This is a genomic window from Pseudomonas sp. LB-090624 (assembly GCF_003205205.1).
Lineage (GTDB): Bacteria > Pseudomonadota > Gammaproteobacteria > Pseudomonadales > Pseudomonadaceae > Aquipseudomonas.
The window spans coordinates 30,249-49,041 of sequence record NZ_QJRL01000018.1; the positions used below are offsets into that span (position 1 = coordinate 30,249).

Consider the following 18,793-nt stretch of genomic DNA (forward strand, 5'->3'; position numbering starts at 1 on the left):
GCTTGGTGCACCTGTCGGGTGGGCCAGTAGCGGCTGGCAGGTGCATGCCTTGAGTTGTTCGTCGCCTATGAGATCGAGCGCCGCCCGCGCGGCGCATCGCGAGCTGCGCTCGCTCCTACGTTTTTTTCGGGCCAATTATTCCTGGGGGATTTGCGCGCGAACGCCTTGGCGCATGGCGCGATATCGCGTCGTACAAACCAGGCGGTCGCGCGCGCCTGTCACAGGCGTTACTGGCCCGAAACAAATGTAGGAGCGAGCGCAGCTCGCGATGCGCCGCGCGGGCGGCGCTCGATTTCTGCAACACCACAAAACCCCAGACAATAACCTGCCACCTCACCCTCATATAACAGATTGTTCTAAAACTCTCACAAAGCACACAGGTCAGTTCCTTAAGTTGCCCTAATCCGGGGCATCACCTCCCCAACGGAAAAACCGGTAAGGACTTATGTGCGGATTAGCAGGAGAGTTGCGTTTCACCCCCATCGACCAAGCCCCTCGCCCAGCCGACCTGGCTGCGGTAGAGCGCATCACCCATCACCTGGCCCCGCGTGGCCCGGATGCCTGGGGCTTCCATAGCCAGGGGCCGATTGCCCTTGGCCACCGGCGGTTGAAAATCATGGACTTGTCCGACGGTTCGGCGCAGCCGATGGTCGACAACACCTTGGGCCTGTCGCTGGCCTTCAACGGCGCCATCTACAACTTCCCCGAGCTGCGCCAGGAACTGCAAGACCTGGGTTACCAGTTCTGGTCCGATGGCGACACCGAGGTGCTGCTCAAGGGCTACCACGCCTGGGGCGCGGCGCTGCTGCCCAAACTCAACGGCATGTTTGCCCTGGCCATTTGGGAGCGCGATAACCAGCGCCTGTTCCTGGCACGCGACCGCCTCGGCGTCAAACCCTTGTACCTGTCGCGCAACGGCGAGCGCTTGCGTTTCGCCTCGACCTTGCCAGCGCTGCTGAAGGGCGGCGACATCGACCCGATGCTCGACCCTGTGGCACTCAACCACTACCTGAACTTCCACGCCGTGGTACCGGCACCACGCACCCTGCTGGCCAATGTGCAGAAGCTGGAGCCTGGCACCTGGATGCGCGTCGACCGCCATGGCGAAGTGGAACGCCAGACCTGGTGGCAGCTGAAGTACGGCCCCAACCCGGACGAGCGTGAACTTGACCTGGAAGGCTGGACCACCCGCGTACTCGATGCCACCCGCGACGCCGTGGCCATCCGCCAACGGGCAGCCGTCGATGTGGGTGTGTTGCTGTCCGGCGGCGTCGATTCCAGCCTGCTGGTCGGTTTGCTGCGCGAAGTGGGTGTTGACGACCTGTCGACCTTCTCCATCGGCTTTGAAGATGCCGGCGGCGAGCGTGGCGACGAGTTCCAGTATTCGGACCTGATCGCCAAACACTACGGCACCCGTCACCACCAGTTGCGCATTGCCGAACACGAAATCATCGACCAGCTGCCGGCCGCCTTCCGTGCCATGAGCGAACCGATGGTCAGCCACGACTGCATCGCCTTCTACCTGCTGTCGCGGGAAGTGGCCAAGCACTGCAAGGGCGTGCAGAGCGGCCAGGGTGCCGACGAGCTGTTTGCCGGCTACCACTGGTACCCGCAGGTGGACGGCGCCGACGATGCGTTTGCCGCCTACCGCGATGCCTTCTTCGACCGCAGCCACGCCGAGTACCGGGACACCGTACAGGCGCCGTGGCTGCTGGAGTCCGACGCTGCCGGCGATTTCGTCCGTGAGCACTTCGCCCGCCCCGGCGCCCCGGATGCGGTGGACAAGGCCCTGCGCCTGGACAGCACGGTGATGTTGGTCGACGACCCGGTCAAGCGAGTGGACAACATGACCATGGCCTGGGGCCTGGAGGCACGTACGCCCTTCCTCGACTACCGCCTGGTGGAACTGTCGGCCCGCATCCCGGCGCGCTTCAAGCTGCCGGATGGGGGTAAACAGGTGCTCAAGCAGGCGGCGCGACGGGTGATCCCGCATGAGGTGATCGACCGCAAGAAAGGCTACTTCCCGGTGCCGGGCCTGAAGCACCTGGAGGGCGCCACCCTGGGTTGGGTGCGCGAGCTGCTGACCGACCCCAGCCAGGACCGTGGGCTGTTCAACCCGGCCATGATCGACCGCCTGCTGAGCAACCCGCACGGCCAGCTGACGCCGCTGCGCGGGTCCAAGCTGTGGCAACTGGCCGCGCTCAACCTGTGGCTGAGCGAACAAGGAATCTGACCCATGAAAGCCCACGAAATCGCTTACGGTCAGCGCCTGCTGCGCGGCCAGACGCCGTCCTACGAGCGCCTGCAGGCGCGCTTGGCCGGCGATGGCAGCCAGCCACACGACCAGCCGCGGGCCGTGCACTGCGGCTGGGGCCGGTTGCTGATCGGCCACACCTACCCCGACCCGGCCAGCCTGGCCACCGACTTGCTCGACGAATGCCCCGGGGAACGCGACATCGCCCTGTATGTGGCAGCTCCGCAGCAGGTGCTGGCCCAGGCCCCGCAGCAACTGTTCCTCGACCCCTCCGACACCCTGCGCCTGTGGTTCACCGACTACCGCCCGGCGCAGCGGGTATTTCGCGGCTTTCGCGTGCGGCGGGCGCAGAACCCCGCCGACTGGCAAGCGATCAACACCCTGTACCAGGCGCGCGGCATGCTGCCGGTCGATGCCGAGCTGCTCACCCCGCGCCACCAGGGCGGCCCGGTGTATTGGCTGGCGGAAGACGAAGACAGCGGCGCGGTTATCGGCAGCGTCATGGGCCTTAACCATGCCAAGGCATTCGACGACCCGGAACATGGCAGTAGCCTGTGGTGCCTGGCCGTGGACCCGCACTGCACCCGCCCCGGTGTGGGTGAAGTGCTGGTGCGCCACCTGATCGAGCACTTCATGAGCCGCGGCCTGGCCTACCTCGACCTGTCGGTGCTGCACGACAACCGCCAGGCCAAGCGCCTGTACCAGAAGCTGGGCTTTCGCAACCTGCCCACCTTTGCGGTCAAGCGCAAGAACGGCATCAACGAGCAGTTGTTTCTTGGCCCCGGGCCGCAAGCTGATCTCAACCCCTACGCCCGCATCATCGTCGACGAGGCGCTGCGCCGCGGCATCGAGGTCCACGTGGATGATGCCGCTGGCGGCCTGTTTACCCTAAGCCTGGGTGGTCGGCGCATTCGCTGCCGCGAATCGCTCAGCGACTTGACCAGTGCCGTGACCATGACCCTGTGCCAGGACAAGCGCCTCACCCAGCATGCCCTGCACAACGCTGGGCTGCAGGTGCCGGCACAGCAGCTGGCGGGCAATGCCGACGACAACCTGGCGTTTCTCGACGAGCATGGCGCAGTGGTGGTGAAGCCGGTCGATGGCGAGCAAGGCCAGGGGGTGGCGGTGAACCTGACCTGCATCGACGAGATTACCCAGGCGGTTGCCCACGCCCGCCAGTTCGACAGCCGCGTGCTGCTGGAAAGCTTCCATGCCGGGTTCGACCTGCGCGTTGTGGTGATCGGTTATGAAGTGGTAGCCGCCGCCATCCGCCACCCGGCGCAGGTAGTAGGTGACGGCAAGCACAGCGTGCGGCAGTTGATCGAAGCACAGAGCCGCCGACGCCAGGCTGCCACAGGCGGCGAAAGCCGTATTCCGCTGGATGATGAAACCGAGCGCACCCTGCGTGCGGCGGGCTTTGGCTATGACGATGTATTGCCGACCGGGCAACGCCTGGCGGTAAGGCGCACAGCCAACCTGCACACCGGTGGCACCCTGGAAGACGTGACCGAACGCCTGCACCCGGTGCTGGCCGACGCGGCCGTGCGGGCTGCGCGAGCGCTGGAAATTCCGGTGGTGGGGCTGGACTTCATGGTGCGCGATGCCCAGCAGCCGGAGTACGTGATCATCGAGGCCAACGAACGTGCCGGCCTGGCCAACCATGAACCGCAGCCCACGGCCGAGCGTTTTATCGACCTGCTGTTTCCCCATAGCCGGCCGTTGGCCTGACAACTGCTCGGCTTTTTGTGGGAGCGGCCTTGTGTCGCGAATGGGGTGCGAAGCGCCCCTAGGATCTCAGCTTCGCTGCCGATATTGCCGGGGCCGCTTTGCGGCCCTTTCGCGACACAAGGCCGCTCCCACAATGACTGCGAAATTTTAACCCGACCGGAGGCCTGGACATGTCCGAACGACTCCCCGAACCCGATCTCGACTACCTCAAACGCGTGCTGCTGGAAATGCTCGCCATCCCCAGCCCCACCGGCTTCACCGACACCATCGTGCGCTACGTGGCCGAACGCCTGGATGAGTTGGGCATCCCCTTCGAGCTGACCCGCCGCGGCACCATCCGCGCCACGCTGAAGGGCCGGCAGACCTCGCCCGACCGCGCAGTGTCGGCCCACCTCGACACCATCGGCGCCAGCGTGCGCCAGTTGCAGGACAACGGCCGCCTGGCGCTGGCACCGGTGGGTTGCTGGTCCAGCCGCTTTGCCGAAGGTAGCCGGGTCAGCGTATTCACCGATACCGGCGTGTTCCGAGGCAGCGTGCTGCCGCTGATGGCCAGCGGGCATGCCTTCAATACCGCCATCGATCAGATGCCGGTGAGCTGGGAGCATGTGGAAGTGCGCCTGGATGCCTACTGCGCCACCCGCGCCGACTGTGAGGCACTGGGGATCAGCATCGGTGACTTTGTCGCCTTCGACCCGTTGCCAGAGTTTACCGAAAGCGGCCATATCAGCGCCCGCCACCTGGACGACAAGGCCGGGGTAGCGGCATTGCTGGCGGCACTGAAGGCTGTGGTGGAAAGCGGTCGCCAGCCGCTGATCGACTGCCACCCGCTGTTCACCATCACCGAGGAAACCGGCTCGGGCGCAGCCGGCGCGCTGCCTTGGGATGTCAGCGAGTTCGTTGGCATCGACATTGCCCCCGTGGCACCCGGCCAGGCGTCCAGCGAGCATGCGGTGAGCGTGGCCATGCAGGACTCGTCCGGGCCTTACGACTACCACCTGTCCCGGCATTTGCTGAAGCTGGCCGGCGACCACGATTTGCCGGTGCGCCGTGACCTGTTTCGCTATTACTTCAGCGATGCCCATTCGGCAGTGACTGCGGGGCATGATATTCGGACTGCGCTGGTCGCGTTCGGGTGCGATGCCACGCACGGTTACGAACGCACGCATATCGACAGCCTGGCGGCGCTGAGCCGGTTGTTGTCGGCGTACCTGCTGAGCCCGCCTGTGTTTGCCAGTGATTCGCAGCCGGCCAATGCATCGTTGGAACGCTTCAGCCACCAGCTGGAGCACGATGCGCAGATGGAGAGCGACACGCGGGTGCCAGCAGTGGACAGCCTGGTGGGTAACAAGGGCTGAGGGGTTCGGGGCCGCCCATGCGGCCCCAAATTCCCCAAGGTTTCGCGTAGCATGCCTGCACCCATACCCAAGACGCCGCCCACCATGCTGATCCCCTATGACCAACTGCAAGCAGAAACCCTAACCCGCCTGATCGAGGACTTCGTTACCCGCGACGGCACCGACAACGGCGACGACACCCCGCTGGAAACCCGCGTGCTGCGGGTACGCCAGGCATTGGCCAAGGGGCAGGCGTTCATTTTGTTCGACCCAGAGAGCCAGCAGTGCCAGTTGCTGGCCAAGCACGATGTGCCCCGCGAACTGCTCGACTAGCCGGCCCGGCCCCATCGCGGACACGACTGCGTAGGGAGGCTGCAGGCAACATCAGGCCTCGCCTCGCTTGGCCTCCTTGATACGCTTGTACACCTCCGCCCGGTGCACCGGCACCGAGCGCGGTGCGTCCACGCCAAAACGCACCACACCGTCCCGGACATCCGCCACCATGATGCGGATGTTATCGCCAATCACGATGATTTCCCCCACTTCGCGCCCGATTACCAACATGTTCCGATACTCCTGCCAAAGGGAAAACCGGAGACTGCCTGCCAGGCATTCGGCTACTCAATAGCTCCCCTGCAATTCAGAAGGGCCCTACATTTCAGGGTAACTTCCCCTACAGACTATTCCTCGTGAGTGGGGCTGAGCGCGCATTTTCACCAGCATATCGGCCTTGCGCTGCGAAGAGGCCGGTACCCGCGATACACCAATGGAATCTTTCGCAAGCGGCGCCGGTCCGATTTATCAAGAGGCCTGCAATTCGAGGCCCTTGCCCCTCAACCACGCAAGGACTCCACCATGACCACGATCCTTATCATCATCCTGATTCTGCTGCTGATCGGTGGCTTACCGGTCTTCCCCCACTCGCGTAGCTGGGGCTATGGCCCATCCGGCATTATTGGCGTGGTATTGGTGATTCTGCTGGTCTTGCTGTTGCTCGGGATGATATGACCCGATGCGGACAGCCACTTCAGGCAACTGCTGAAGGAGCGTGGCAGGCGGGTAGCAACACCCGCTTGTCATCCTAAAGGTCCGCATCGAACACGATCGTCACCACGGCCTGATACTCGGTACCAGGCAACATATCCTGATCCGGGGTGTGGCCGCGAGGGTATACATGAAAATGCAACTGCCCTTGGCTACCGGTCACACCTTCAGGCGGGACTTCCAGGCTCATGGCGTTCCCAGCCCCGCCAAAGGCCATTGCCTGCCGGTTGAGCGAGCGACCATGGTAGGTAACACCCGGCAAGGTCATTGCCAGCGACAGCGGTAGGTCATGGCCTTTGGCCGACCGTAGATTGCACGTGCTGCCCAACCCGGTGCTGCACAGGGCCCACACTTGGAATGGCCCGCTGGCAGTCAGGCTGAACGCTACGTCCTTTTCCAGTTTGTCTGCCTTGCCCTGCCCTCGGCTAAGTTGCCCACGAGCCTGAGGCGGCTCCAGCGCCACCTGCTCGGAACCCGGCTCAAAACGCACCTCAAGGTCATGCACCACCTCAAGTGTAACGTTGATCGCGATTGAATCTGCGGTGAGCGCGGAGACCGTTCGGCTCGAGCCAAGGCCTATCTCCCTGTCGGGGCCTACCGAATAGACCACCCGCCCGCGGTATACGCCCGACTTCAAGCTCGCCGGCAAAGGCGTCTTCAGCCGGTAACCCAGCGTAAGGTGGCTGACATGGTGAATGCTTGCACGCGCGGCGTTGAGGTTGGCCCAACACCCACTGCTGGCCACCGACCACAGGAACAACCGATGCGCCGCGCTCGCCAACGCAACCTGGCAACCACTCGAGTCCAGGCCCGTGCGCGCCGCAAGCGTGGGCGCCCCATCGTCCGAACTCACTGCGCCGCCCAGGTGGGTAATGGCAAAGTCCATGCTGACCTGCTCACCGGTCTGATCACGGACCATCAGCAGCGGCGTCGGCTGAACAGGTGCCGAGAGGTAGAAACCGTCCGCGCCCTCGCCATCGACTGTCTTGGCGTATTCAACATTCACGTCCAGCAGGCTCTGCAGTGGATCAGCACAAAGCTGCGGCAGCTGGGTGCAAACAGGGGAAGACCGCGGTGTCAGGTTTTCGAACTGCCGGGTGTCGCCGCGGTAACGCAGGTCAAGCGTGATGTCGGCAGCCTGCGCCCACGATGCACCAAACCCGCCGACCAGCAGCGCCAGCATTGCACATTTACCAGCCATGCCTGGACCTCTCACCCTGCCTTCAAATCGATGGCTTTGCGCGCATCGCCTTCCACCAGCTCGAAGCGGTATTCGACACCGGTTTTTTCGATGAACTCGCGCGTGCGCCCAGGGCGAAGATGGTGCTTGGCCGGGTGATCACAGTCGTCATCGCCCCGCACACAGGTCTGGACATTGTCGAGCAGCACCGTGGCATTACCCGCGTTGCGCACGGTCCACTTTCCGCCCGCTCGCTCGATCGAGGTCTGATACTGCGTGGCAGTAGGCTTGGCGATCAGGATGGTGCCGTAGCCAGCCAGAAACTGCACACCGGCATTGAGCTCATTGCGGTAAGCCTCAAGTTCCGCATCGTCCAGTGCAAAGCTGTCATCCTGCTCCGGTAGCACTGGCACGAAACGCAGCCGGTAGTAACGCTCTTGAGCCCGCTCACCGCGATACAGCAACCGGACTGCCTGCATGCCACGTGCCGGGATGATCATCCGCGCAGGGCTGGCAACAACGCTGCGCTGGTCGAACGGCAACTCATCGACGTCCACTTCACGCGGCTCGCCTTCGCCGTCGTATACCAGCTCCAGCACGCTGACCTTGACGAACGCGGTACTGTCCCCACGGTTGTAGATGCGTTTGGCATAGGTACCCTTGCCCGGCTCGAGGTAGTCATACAAGGCCCCGACATCCAGCTGTGGCCCGGCCTTGGCAAACCCTGGCAGCAGCAGCAGCACGACGAACAACAAACGTGATAAGTAAAATGTGAACCTTTGCATCTTCGACCTCTGTTTGCACAACATCCAATCCTGGCCCGGGATCAGGCCCTCTAAAGCGACAGGCTGAAAGCCGGTTCAGCCCATACGCGGTACACAGCGCTGATCACCGACGATCAGCAAGTCATCGTCGCGGTCAAAGTGGTCCGGCGGTAATGTCAGAAGGCAGCTGCCTGCCGTGCCATGGCGAATTTCCAGGGTGGGCCGGGCCTCACTCATTTCGACGCTGAAATAGCCATCCACCTCGACCACCGTGCGGCCCGCGTCATTGATCACATGTGCGCCTTGCAGCGGCTGGCCTTGGCCGTCGAGCAGCCGGCCAAACACAGTGACCGTTCGCATGACTTTCACCGCGTGATAGCCCACCCCACCGCGGTTGAGGTGATAGTCGACAGCAAGGGGCTGGATCTGCGCTGGCGGCATGTCCTTCGCGTCGAAGTCGAAGCGCACATGACCAGACTTGAATGCCGTCACCGGCACGATATTGCGCCCGGGGCGGAGTATTGCACTCATGCCCTGGCCATCGTTGGCGCGTAGCTTCACACCTTGCAGGTCGGTTTCGACATCGATGATCAGGCCGGCATCGAGCGGCAGGTTTTGGCCCCCCATGGCCAGCTTCCCGGCGCCCAGCGCCAAGGTGCTTTCCAGGTTGAGGCCACCGCTGAGGTTATCGTTGAACGATGAAGTCTGGGCATAGGCATCGCCCTGCAATGCCTGGCTGCGAAAGCGCCCATTGGCGGCCAGGCTGGTGCCATAGCCGTCGAGCGTTGCGCTGCCCCCCAGGCTATGCACTGGGCCCAGGTCGACGTCCTGCCTGTACCACAGCGAAGCGTACGGGTCGTTACCCCCCTCACGCGAGGCGCGGCTACCGACATCGACCCCAAGCTGCTTGCCGTCGCGCTCGAGCTTCATGCTGACAGCGACGTTAATGCCGCGGCTGCGGACACCGGCACTGCTGCGCGTGCCGGGCCTGTCGAACAGTGACAGGCGAACACTGCTCTGATGCCCCCGCAGTTTTCCGTAGAACGCCCAGCTGAGGTCGGCACCCAGCCCGCTGGCCGAGCCCGCACTGTGTTCCAGGCGCAGCGTTGCTGAACTGCGCGAGGTTACCCGCTGGTTGATCGAAAACGCGGTGCGGCTGCGCACCTGCCGCTGTGAACGATCGTCGCGTTCCTGACCGCTGGGCTCAAGCCAGGTCTGGTTATGACTTAGCAACAACGAGCCCGTGGGGTGGGTATAGGTCAACTGCAGATCACCGCCATTGCCCAGACCTTGGGTTTGATTAAGGCTGGCGTACAGCTTGAAGCGCTCATGGACATCCCAGTCCAGCGAGGTACCCAATTGCAGGTCAGCGCCGACCTGTTGCATCGACAACCCCAGCACCGCAGCCGGGTGCAGCAGATAATTGGTGAGGGCCCCGAGCGCCAGGCCCTGTTCGCGATGGCTATCCCAGTTACTCAGCAACTCGAGCTGCTGGCCCAGGTACAGGTTGTAGCGCCAGCGGCTATCGAGGTTCTGCCAGCGGCTGGGCTTGTAGATGGACACTTCGCTACGCGAGGTCTCCAGGCCGTCTTCGAGCAAGCGCAGCTCGACATCGTAGATGCCGCCGGGCAACACCCGCGTGTCGAGTGCCTGTAAACCAGGCTGTACCGGCTGACTGTTGATCAGCGAACCATTGCGATAGATTTCGACGATACCCGGGCGGTTGGGCGTGACGTAGACAGGGATGGCGCTGGCTTGGCCATTGTCGACCAGCAGGCTGTCACTGCTGCCCAGCATCAAGCCAAGCGTGCTGTCAGGGCGACGCCCCAGGAGCGTTGGCTGGCGCACCAGGCCTTCTGCGCCAGTAGAGAAGTAGCCCAGCCGAAAGAAGTGCTCTTCGTGCATGCGCTCTGCGTAAAGCTGGTTCATGCGGTAACGCACATCGCCTTGCTCAGCTGGACTACGATCAACGCGTGCCTCGGCCAGCGTGGTCCAGTCATGCAGATTGCCCTGGCCGAGCAGGCCGATTCTGCCCGAGGTCTGTTCACCATCATTCACCAGATTCAGTTGATTACGCAGCAGCAACCCGGTGCTGCCCTGCTCTGGGAGACGGTGATAGCGCGCGTCCTGCTCCAGTTTCTCGGCATTGGAGGTGAGCAGCGACAGCTGCGAATTGGCCAGGCTGTAATGGATAGCCTGCAACCCGTCCGGGCAGTTTTGCAGGCAGTCGCCCAGCATGCGTCCGCCCTCCAGCCGTTGAAGCCATAACTGGCGCACTGTGGCAGGCTCTGTGCTCTGCTCGGTGTCGGTAAATGCCAGTAATTGCACACGGTTATCACGGCTCAGCACGACCATGGCATCACCCAGGTAGCGCTGATCCAGCTCGACTCGCACTGCAAGTGGCACCTCGAAAAAGTGCGCCTCGAAGTCGTCTGGCAAACGCCCGAACGTGTTCAGGCCATTAGCATCAGGCTCGCGTTCAGCCAACACTTCGAAAGGGAAGAGGCAAGCAGCACCCAGCAACCAAGCAGCGAGTGCACGGCCGGGTGCAGCAAACTGGAACATGATTCAATCCACATCAACACCTGCCCCACCGCTGGACAACATCCGACGGGGTGGAGGCAGGCGGCACTGCATCGATCAAAGGCTGGTGGAGGACGTCTCAAACAACACTTTCACGACCCCGTTATAATCACCCTTCACAAAACCGCCTTCAGGCTTTACAGCTTCAAAGGCAATAGGCAGTTCTTTACCGCCTTTGGCATCTTCGGCGTCCATGACCTCCTGAGGCGCGAGCGTCAATGGCTTATCCCCTACCGTGATGACCAGCGCAATCTTCTGGTCAACGTTACTCTGCTCTTGCAACTCTGCGGTTTGCAGCAACTTCGCCTGAATGGCGCCGACATCACTCTGGGCCATGAAATTTTCAGTCACTTTCGTGAATTGCTCGGCCTGCGGCTGATACTCAAGCGTCACGCCGTCTCGAACCCAATCACCGACAGGTTCCACGGAAAAGTCATTGCCGGGAATGACTGCCGTTACAGAAATGTCATGGCTGATCGGCTCAGGAGCAGCGGCGACAGCGACACCGGCAAACATCGCAAAGAATGGAATAGCCAATACAGAGGATTTCATATCAAATTTCCTTCAACGGTTGCACATTATCAATAACAGGGACGCGGGAGCGCCCGCCTGAAACGAGGATCAGGGCGCACCCGTTTCAAACATCAAAGTGGCGTGGGTGATGTAGGTGCCGGGCATGCGAACCGTGGATGCCTCTGCCATGGGATAAAACCTGAATTCAATGGTTTTTCCTTCAGCGGCTTCAGCAGCACTGACGATTTCAACCGGCGTGGTACCCATGACAAGGCGATTCAGCGAGATATAGTAACGGCGCTGAAATTCAGCTCCGCCTACCCGTTTGAACCGGTAGAAGGGACTGTCCGTTTTCGCGTAAATAGGCCCGTAGGTACTTTTTACAAATACATCTTTCTTGATTTGTTTGAAGACGAGCCGGCTCGGGTCATATTCCGCCCGAAGTTCGTCGTCCCACCAATTATCCACCGAGGTCACTTGAAATTCAGGTGTCGAAACGACAGCCTGAACACTGACGTCCTGAGGTATTTCCTTGGCCCCTGCGGCCCCCACCGTCAGCAGCAGGGCGCAGGCGGTAAAACAACGTAACTTCATTGAGCAGTCCCCAAATGTGCCGGCATTTATCGATGCCCGTATGACAGGCGGGAACTTTACGAGTAGGGCATCAATGCGTATGTAGGTGTTTTCTGAGTGACTGCGGAAATGAAAACGCCCCGACGGTCGGGGCGTTCTTGGATGCTGCGGCTTGACGCATCAGCTGGCTTGGTCTTGTCGGGAGCAGGCCTTCCCCCCCTGCCCCGGGTCAGTGCTTCTGCAGAACATTCATCGCGAAGGGGCCTTCGCGCGCATTTTTACCGCCATCTCGGCCATCTCGTCGTACAGCCGCTCAGGCGCCTGACGTTTCAGCTGCCAAGCCTGGCGCCCGGCCTCATGGGGCAGAATCAGGAACTCGCCCGCGGCGACCTGCTGGTGGATGTACCCGGCAATGTCGGCGGCGCTGATCGGCGAACCTTCCAGCAGCTTGCCTACCTGCGCCTTCATCGCCGGGTTCGGTCCGCGGAACGAGTCCAGCAGGTTGGTCTGGAAGAACGACGGGCACACCACGTGCACCGACACCTCCAGCTCGCGTAACTCCACCAGCAGGCTTTCCGAAAGCGCCAGCACGCCAGCCTTGGCGACGTTGTAGTTGCTCATGCCAGGGCCCTGCATCAGTGCGGCCATCGATGCGACGTTGATGATCCGGCCCTTGCTGCGCTCCAGCAACGGCAAAAAGGCCTTGCAGCCCTTGACCACGCCCATCAGGTTGACCGCGATCTGCCAGTCCCAGTCTTCCAGGGACAGTTCGGCGAAAAAACCGCCAGACGCAACGCCAGCGTTGTTGACGATCACGTCGATGCCACCGAACTGCTCGGTGCATGCCTGGGCCAGAGCGGTGAGCTGGCTGTAGTCACGCACATCGCAGCGCTGGATGAATCCTTGGCCGCCAGCGGCCCGCGCCAGTTCCAGGGTTTCGCGAAGGCCGTTTTCGTTGACATCGGCCAGCGCCAGGCGCCAGCCCTCGCGCGCCCAGCGCAGGGCGATCTCGCGACCGAGGCCGGACCCGGCGCCGGTGATCATGATGCGGTTATGCATGGTGGCTGGCCTTGTTCTGGCAGGTAGTGCAGCGAGTCTAATCAAGGGCAAGGGGGCTGGGAGGATTCATCAGGGTAGTGAATGGGCAGACATGACTGTGTGGTCAGTACCGCCCTGGCGGCGGGGAGCATGCTCCGCGAGGTAGCTGGCAAGCCAGCGGTCCAGGCGCCGCATGGTCTCCTCCAGCGCTCTGGCTGCCTGGCGCGCCTGTGACGCATCCGCTGGCCGTGGCGTACGTTGCGCTTCAAGCCGTTCACATGACGCCACCAGCGCTTGTGCCCGCACCATGCGTGCGCCGAGGGTTTGTCGCTCGATTACCTGAGCTGTGCCAGATCCGCCGAGCGGATTTAGGAAATTTCCCAAGGGATGCAGTTTGCCAGTATTGCCCGGGCCTGCTCCGGAAAGCACAACGCCCCGGCTGGCGGGGCGTTGTGCGTTTCAGCGCGTTATGGCTACAGCATCAGTGGGAAACCGCCCCGCTGGCACCCAGGCCAGTCTGCGAACGCACGAACTGCGGGAAGAACTTCGCACGCTCGTCATCCGCTGCCGTGGACTTGTCGGTAATCGAGAAGAACCAGATGCTGACGAAGGCAATCGCCATCGAGAACAGTGCCGGGTACTCGTACGGGTAGATCGGTTTCTCGTGGCCGAGAATCTGCACCCAGATGGTCGGGCCGAGGATCATCAGCGTTACCGCACTCACCAGGCCCAGCCAGCCGCCGATCATGGCGCCCCGGGTGGTCAGTTTCTTCCAGTACATCGAAAGCAGCAGGACCGGGAAGTTGCAGCTGGCGGCAATGGAGAACGCCAGGCCGACCATGAAGGCGATGTTCTGCTTCTCGAACAGGATACCCAGGCCGATCGCCAGCACGCCAAGGGCGACGGTGGTGATCTTCGACACGCGGATCTCGTCCTTGTCGTTGGCCTTGCCTTTACGCCAGACACTGGCGTACAGGTCGTGGGACACCGCCGAAGCACCGGCCAGGGTCAGGCCGGCAACCACAGCCAGGATGGTGGCGAAGGCCACAGCCGAGATGAAGCCGAGGAACACGCTGCCACCCACCGCATTGGCCAGGTGCACCGCCGCCATGTTGTTGCCACCCAGCAGGGCACCGGCGGCGTCCTTGAAGGCCGGGTTGGTGCTGACCAGCAAGATGGCGCCAAAGCCGATGATGAAGGTGAGGATGTAGAAGTAGCCGATGAAGCCGGTGGCGTACAGCACGCTCTTGCGCGCTTCCTTGGCGTCACTGACGGTGAAGAAGCGCATCAGGATGTGCGGCAGGCCGGCTGTGCCGAACATCAGCGCCAGGCCCAGCGAGAAGGCCGAGATCGGGTCTTTGACCAGGCCGCCCGGGCTCATGATCGCTTCGCCCTTGGCGTGTACCTTGATCGCTTCGGAGAACAGGGTGTTGAAGTCGAAGCCGACGTGCTTCATCACCATCAGCGCCATGAAGCTGGCACCCGACAGCAGCAGTACCGCCTTGATGATCTGTACCCAAGTGGTGGCCAGCATGCCGCCGAACAGCACGTACAGGCACATCAGGATACCCACCAGGATCACCGCCACGTGGTAATCCAGGCCGAACAGCAGCTCGATCAGCTTGCCGGCACCGACCATCTGCGCAATCAGGTAGAACGCCACCACCACCAACGAACCGGAGGCCGACAGGGTGCGGATTTGCTTTTGCCCGAGGCGGTACGAGGCAACGTCGGCGAAGGTGTACTTGCCCAGGTTGCGCAGGCGTTCGGCGATCAGGAACAGAATGATCGGCCAGCCCACCAGGAAGCCGATCGAGTAGATCAGGCCGTCGTAACCAGAGGTGAATACCAGTGCGGAAATGCCCAGGAACGAGGCGGCCGACATGTAGTCGCCGGCAATTGCCAGGCCGTTCTGGAAGCCGGTGATCTTGCCACCGGCAGCGTAGTAGTCCGATGCCGACTTGTTGCGCTTGGAGGCCCAGTAGGTGATGCCGAGGGTAAAGGCGACGAAGGCCACGAACATGGCGATGGCGGAAACGTTCAGCGGTTGTTTCTGCACCTCGCCGGTCAGGGCATCGGCGGCCCACACGGCGGGTGCGAAGGCTCCGCAGGCCAGGACGGCCAGGGCTTTGGCGTGGCGGATCATTGTTGCGCCTCCTTCAGGATGGCCTTGTTCAGCTCATCGAATTCGCCGTTGGCGCGGCGCACGTAGATGGCGGTCAGGACGAATGCCGAAACGATCAGACCGACGCCCAGGGGGATGCCCCAGGTGATCGATGACTCAGGGCTGAGCTTGGCGCCGAGCACTTGAGGACCGTAGGCGATGAGGAGGATGAAAGCGCAGTACAGGCCGAGCATGATCGCCGAGAGGATCCAGGCGAAGCGTTCGCGTTTGCTGACCAGCTCCTTGAAGCGGGGGCTGTTTTGTATCGAGAGGTAAATGCTGTCGTTCATTGTTTTTGTCCTAGCAGCACAGGTAGGGGATGGAACCCACACCCTTACTTTATGCTGCCGATGGACGCCAACCAGACGACCTTAGTCTTAGATGCAACGGTGTTTTACCGATTGCGTAACAAAGAAAAGATTGGGACAGGGCGGGAAAGGGACCGGCGTCGGTTTAGCGGACGGGCATAAAACGAGCGCCGCCCGCGCGGCGCATCGCGAGCTGCGCTCGCTCCTACGGTTGTTTCGGGCCAGTTATTTCTGGGGGATTTGCGCGCGTACGCCTTGTTTGTACGACGCGATATCGCGCCATGCGACAAGGCGTACGCGCGCAAATCTCGCAGGCATCATTGGCCAGAAACGAACGTAGGAGCGAGCGCAGCTCGCGATGCGCCGCGCGGGCGGCGCTCGATCTAACTGGCGCTAAAAAACCAACGGCAAACGCCCTCAGTCACTTACCAGTCCACTCCTTCACGCGATCAGGGTGCTTGGCCACCCAGTCCTTGGCTGCCGCGTCAGGCTTGGCGCCTTCCTGGATCGCCAACATCACTTCACCGATCTCGTCCTTCGACTGCCAGCTGAACTTCTTCAGGAACTCGGCCACTTCCGGCGCCTTGGTCGCCAGTTCCTTGCTGCCGATGCTGTTCACGGTTTCCGCCGCGCCATACACCCCTTTCGGGTCTTCGAGGAATTTCAGCTTCCACTTGGCGAACATCCAGTGCGGCACCCAGCCGGTCACCGCAATCGACTGCTGCTTGGCATAGGCACGGCCCAGTTCTGCGGTCATTGCCGCACCCGAACTTGCCTGCAACTTGTAACCGGTCAGGTCGTAGTCCTTGATCGCCTGGTCAGTCTTGAGCATTACGCCCGAGCCTGCGTCGATGCCGACGATCTTCTGCTTGAAGCTGGTGTCGGTCTTGAGGTCGGCGATGCTCGCCGCCTTGACGTACTCGGGGACGATAAGGCCGATCTTGGCATCCTTGAAGTTGGCGCCGTAGTCGACCACGTTGTCCTTGTTCTTGGTCCAGTACTCGCCATGGGTCACCGGCAACCAGGCCGACAACATGGCATCGAGCTTGCCGGTGGCCACGCCCTGCCACATGATCCCGGTGGCCACGGCCTGGAGCTTCACGTCGTAGCCGAGTTTCTGCTTGATCACTTCGGCGGCCACGTTGGTGGTCGCCACGCTATCGGCCCAACCATCCACGTAACCGATGCTGACTTCCTTGGCCATTGCCTGTGCTGCGCTCATTGCCAGTACCAGGGCGGTACCTACACCCAGGAAACGTCGCATTTTTTTCAAAGTTGCCATCAAAGCATCCCCTCGTCAGGTCTTGGAGATTGCATCATCTTCCTGCAACACCGGGCGACCTGATCCAGCTGCGACCTGTACCCGCCCCATATGCGACAGCACTGTGCCATTAGCGCCATCGGCCTACAGCGGTCTGCGTGATCCTTGCATGCCAAAGCTTTGGCGCCGGGCTACTATCTACCCTTTTGCGCCTGACGATGGACCGCCCGATGCCCAGTTCTGCCCGCCTGCTGCTGCCGTTGTACCTGCTTGCCTGCCTGTTGGCGCTGCTCGGCCTGGGGGCGCTCTGGTACGGGCTTGGCAAGCCGGTACACCTGCCCGACGCGGCCAGCCCCACGCACAAGTTGCAGTGCGCCTCGTACACCCCGTTCGACAAGGACCAGTCACCCTACGACCAGCCGTTTCGCCTGCGCCCGCAACGCATGGACGCCGACCTGGCGCTTCTCGCCGAGCGATTCCAGTGCATACGTACCTATTCCATGAGCGGTCTTGAGGCAATTCCGGCGCTGGCGCGCAAGCATGGCCTGAAGGTGATGCTTGGGGCCTGGGTGAACAGCCACCCGGCCGACACCGACAGAGAGATCGACCTGCTGATCGCTGCCGCCAACGCCAACCCCGATGTTGTCAGCGCGGTCATCGTCGGCAACGAGACCCTGCTGCGCAAGGAAGTTACCGGTGCACATCTGGCCAAGCTGATCGCCCGGGTGAAAAGCCAGGTAAAGGTGCCGGTGACCTACGCGGATGTCTGGGAGTTCTGGCTGCAACACCCGCAGATCGCCCCGGCGGTGGACTTCCTGACCATCCACCTACTGCCCTATTGGGAAGACGACCCACGCGGCATCGACGAAGCCCTGGCGCATGTCGCCGATGTACGCCAGGTGTTCGGCACGCGCTTTGCGCCCAAGGACATCCTGATCGGCGAGACCGGCTGGCCCAGCGAAGGCCGCCAGCGCGAGACAGCGGTGCCCAGCCGGGTCAATGAGGCACGCTTCATTCGGGGCTTCGTGGCCATGGCCGAGCGCAACGGCTGGCACTACAACTTGATCGAGGCGTTCGACCAGCCGTGGAAACGTGCCAACGAGGGCGCGGTGGGGGGCTACTGGGGGCTGTATGACGCCGACCGGCACGACAAGGGCGTGCTCGAAGGGCCGGTGAGCAACCTGCACTACTGGCCGCAGTGGTTGCTGGCCAGTGCCTCGCTGATGCTCGTCATGCTGGTGCTGGCCGGCCGCCCTGCTACGCCGCTGGCGGCCGTGCTGCTGCCGTTGCTGGCAGCGTTTGGCGCAGGTTGCCTGGGCTTGTGGGGCGAACTGATGCGCACCCATGCGCGTTTTGCCGGGGAATGGCTGTGGGCGCTGGCGCTGGCCGGGTTGAACCTGCTGGTGCTGGCGCATGCACTGTTGGCGCTGGCACGTCGAGCAGGCTGGCGTGAGCGGCTGTTCGCCTGGCTACAGGCGCGGGCTGGCTGGCTGCTGCTGGCGGCGGGCTTTGCCGCAGCGGTAAGCATGCTGGCCATGGTGTTCGACCCGCGTTACCGCAGCTTCCCCAGCGCAGCGCTGGCATTGCCGGCGCTGGTCTATGTGCTGTGGCCGGTGCGGGCGCGGCGGGCGGAGGTGACGTTGCTGGCGTTTATCGTCGGGGCCGGGGTGGCGCCGCAGTTGTTCGTGGAAGGGCTGGAGAACCGGCAGGCCTGGGGCTGGGCGGTGGTGAGTGTGCTGATGACGGCGGCATTGTGGCGGAGTTTGCGGATGCGGCCGGTTTGATTGTTGGGGTGGGGCGGAAATCGCGCGCCGCCCGCGCGGCGCATCGCGAGCTGCGCTCGCTCCTACCTTTGTTTCGGGCCAATCATTCCTGTGGGATTTGCGCGCGGACGCCCTGGCGCATGGCGCGATATCGCGCCGTACAAACAAGGCGGTCGCGCGCGCCTGTCACAGGCATAACTGGCCCGAAACAAACGTAGGAGCGAGCGCAGCTCGCGATGCGCCGCGCGGGCGGCGCGCGATTTCCGCCCCACCCCAAAACCCAAAA

The 18,793-nt window shown here is 62.6% G+C and carries 16 protein-coding genes; 6 read left to right on the plus strand and 10 right to left on the minus strand.

Going from position 1 to position 18,793, the window contains the following annotated elements; translation table 11 throughout:
• The first annotated feature begins 445 nt into the window (after window positions 1-445).
• The 4 genes from DMX11_RS17035 (at window position 446) to DMX11_RS17050 (ending at window position 5,649) form a co-directional block, all read left to right on the plus strand.
• Entirely contained in the window at window positions 446-2,233 is a 1,788-nt protein-coding gene (locus DMX11_RS17035; protein WP_110745565.1) for an N-acetylglutaminylglutamine amidotransferase, read from the plus strand.
• Window positions 2,234-2,236: 3 nt separating this feature from the next.
• A complete protein-coding gene (ngg, locus tag DMX11_RS17040) occupies window positions 2,237-3,982 on the plus strand; it encodes an N-acetylglutaminylglutamine synthetase (RefSeq protein ID WP_110745566.1) in 1,746 nt (581 codons plus the stop codon).
• Window positions 3,983-4,152: 170 nt separating this feature from the next.
• Entirely contained in the window at window positions 4,153-5,337 is a 1,185-nt protein-coding gene (locus DMX11_RS17045; protein WP_003252630.1) for an osmoprotectant NAGGN system M42 family peptidase, read from the plus strand.
• An 84-nt stretch (window positions 5,338-5,421) separates the two neighbouring features.
• A complete protein-coding gene (locus DMX11_RS17050) occupies window positions 5,422-5,649 on the plus strand; it encodes a YheU family protein (protein ID WP_013971435.1) in 228 nt (75 codons plus the stop codon).
• Between the two features lie 51 nt (window positions 5,650-5,700).
• Here the strand turns inward: DMX11_RS17050 and csrA are convergent, their stop codons facing one another.
• The gene (csrA, locus tag DMX11_RS17055; RefSeq protein WP_110745567.1) at window positions 5,701-5,880 is read right to left on the minus strand and encodes a carbon storage regulator CsrA; all 180 of its coding nucleotides are present in this window, start codon (window positions 5,878-5,880) and stop codon (window positions 5,701-5,703) included.
• A 291-nt stretch (window positions 5,881-6,171) separates the two neighbouring features.
• Between csrA and DMX11_RS17060 the strand changes: the two genes are divergently transcribed.
• On the plus strand, window positions 6,172-6,324 hold the full coding sequence (locus DMX11_RS17060; RefSeq protein ID WP_003252624.1) for a DUF3309 family protein: 153 nt from the start codon (window positions 6,172-6,174) through the stop codon (window positions 6,322-6,324).
• Between the two features lie 73 nt (window positions 6,325-6,397).
• On the opposite strand, the gene DMX11_RS17065 is transcribed toward DMX11_RS17060, so the two are convergent.
• The 9 genes from DMX11_RS17065 to DMX11_RS17110 all read right to left on the minus strand — a co-directional run bounded on the left by DMX11_RS17065 (window position 6,398) and on the right by DMX11_RS17110 (window position 16,765).
• Window positions 6,398-7,561, minus strand: coding sequence for a hypothetical protein (locus tag DMX11_RS17065; RefSeq protein ID WP_110745568.1), 1,164 nt, complete (start codon window positions 7,559-7,561; stop codon window positions 6,398-6,400).
• Window positions 7,562-7,572: 11 nt separating this feature from the next.
• The gene (locus DMX11_RS17070) at window positions 7,573-8,349 is read right to left on the minus strand and encodes a molecular chaperone (RefSeq protein ID WP_110745569.1); all 777 of its coding nucleotides are present in this window, start codon (window positions 8,347-8,349) and stop codon (window positions 7,573-7,575) included.
• Window positions 8,350-8,400: 51 nt separating this feature from the next.
• On the minus strand, window positions 8,401-10,869 hold the full coding sequence (locus tag DMX11_RS17075) for a CS1-pili formation C-terminal domain-containing protein (protein ID WP_110745570.1): 2,469 nt from the start codon (window positions 10,867-10,869) through the stop codon (window positions 8,401-8,403).
• A 75-nt stretch (window positions 10,870-10,944) separates the two neighbouring features.
• Window positions 10,945-11,439 carry a CS1 type fimbrial major subunit gene (locus DMX11_RS17080; RefSeq protein WP_110745571.1) on the minus strand — a complete coding sequence of 165 codons (495 nt, stop codon included), beginning with the start codon at window positions 11,437-11,439 and terminating at the stop codon, window positions 10,945-10,947.
• A gap of 69 nt (window positions 11,440-11,508) precedes the next feature.
• A complete protein-coding gene (locus tag DMX11_RS17085) occupies window positions 11,509-11,994 on the minus strand; it encodes a hypothetical protein (protein ID WP_110745572.1) in 486 nt (161 codons plus the stop codon).
• Between the two features lie 228 nt (window positions 11,995-12,222).
• A complete protein-coding gene (locus tag DMX11_RS17090; RefSeq protein WP_110745573.1) occupies window positions 12,223-13,032 on the minus strand; it encodes an SDR family oxidoreductase in 810 nt (269 codons plus the stop codon).
• Window positions 13,033-13,492: 460 nt separating this feature from the next.
• On the minus strand, window positions 13,493-15,157 hold the full coding sequence (locus DMX11_RS17100) for a cation acetate symporter (protein ID WP_110745574.1): 1,665 nt from the start codon (window positions 15,155-15,157) through the stop codon (window positions 13,493-13,495).
• Complete coding sequence (locus DMX11_RS17105; RefSeq protein ID WP_110745575.1) at window positions 15,154-15,465, minus strand: DUF485 domain-containing protein; 312 nt, start codon at window positions 15,463-15,465, stop codon at window positions 15,154-15,156. The genes DMX11_RS17100 and DMX11_RS17105 overlap by 4 nt, the downstream gene beginning before the upstream one ends.
• Before the next feature lie 439 nt (window positions 15,466-15,904).
• Entirely contained in the window at window positions 15,905-16,765 is an 861-nt protein-coding gene (locus DMX11_RS17110) for a glycine betaine ABC transporter substrate-binding protein (protein WP_110745576.1), read from the minus strand.
• Between the two features lie 197 nt (window positions 16,766-16,962).
• On the opposite strand from DMX11_RS17110, the gene DMX11_RS17115 reads away from it, so the two are divergent.
• Window positions 16,963-18,528 carry a beta (1-6) glucans synthase gene (locus DMX11_RS17115; RefSeq protein WP_110745577.1) on the plus strand — a complete coding sequence of 522 codons (1,566 nt, stop codon included), beginning with the start codon at window positions 16,963-16,965 and terminating at the stop codon, window positions 18,526-18,528.
• Window positions 18,529-18,793 lie beyond the last annotated feature (265 nt).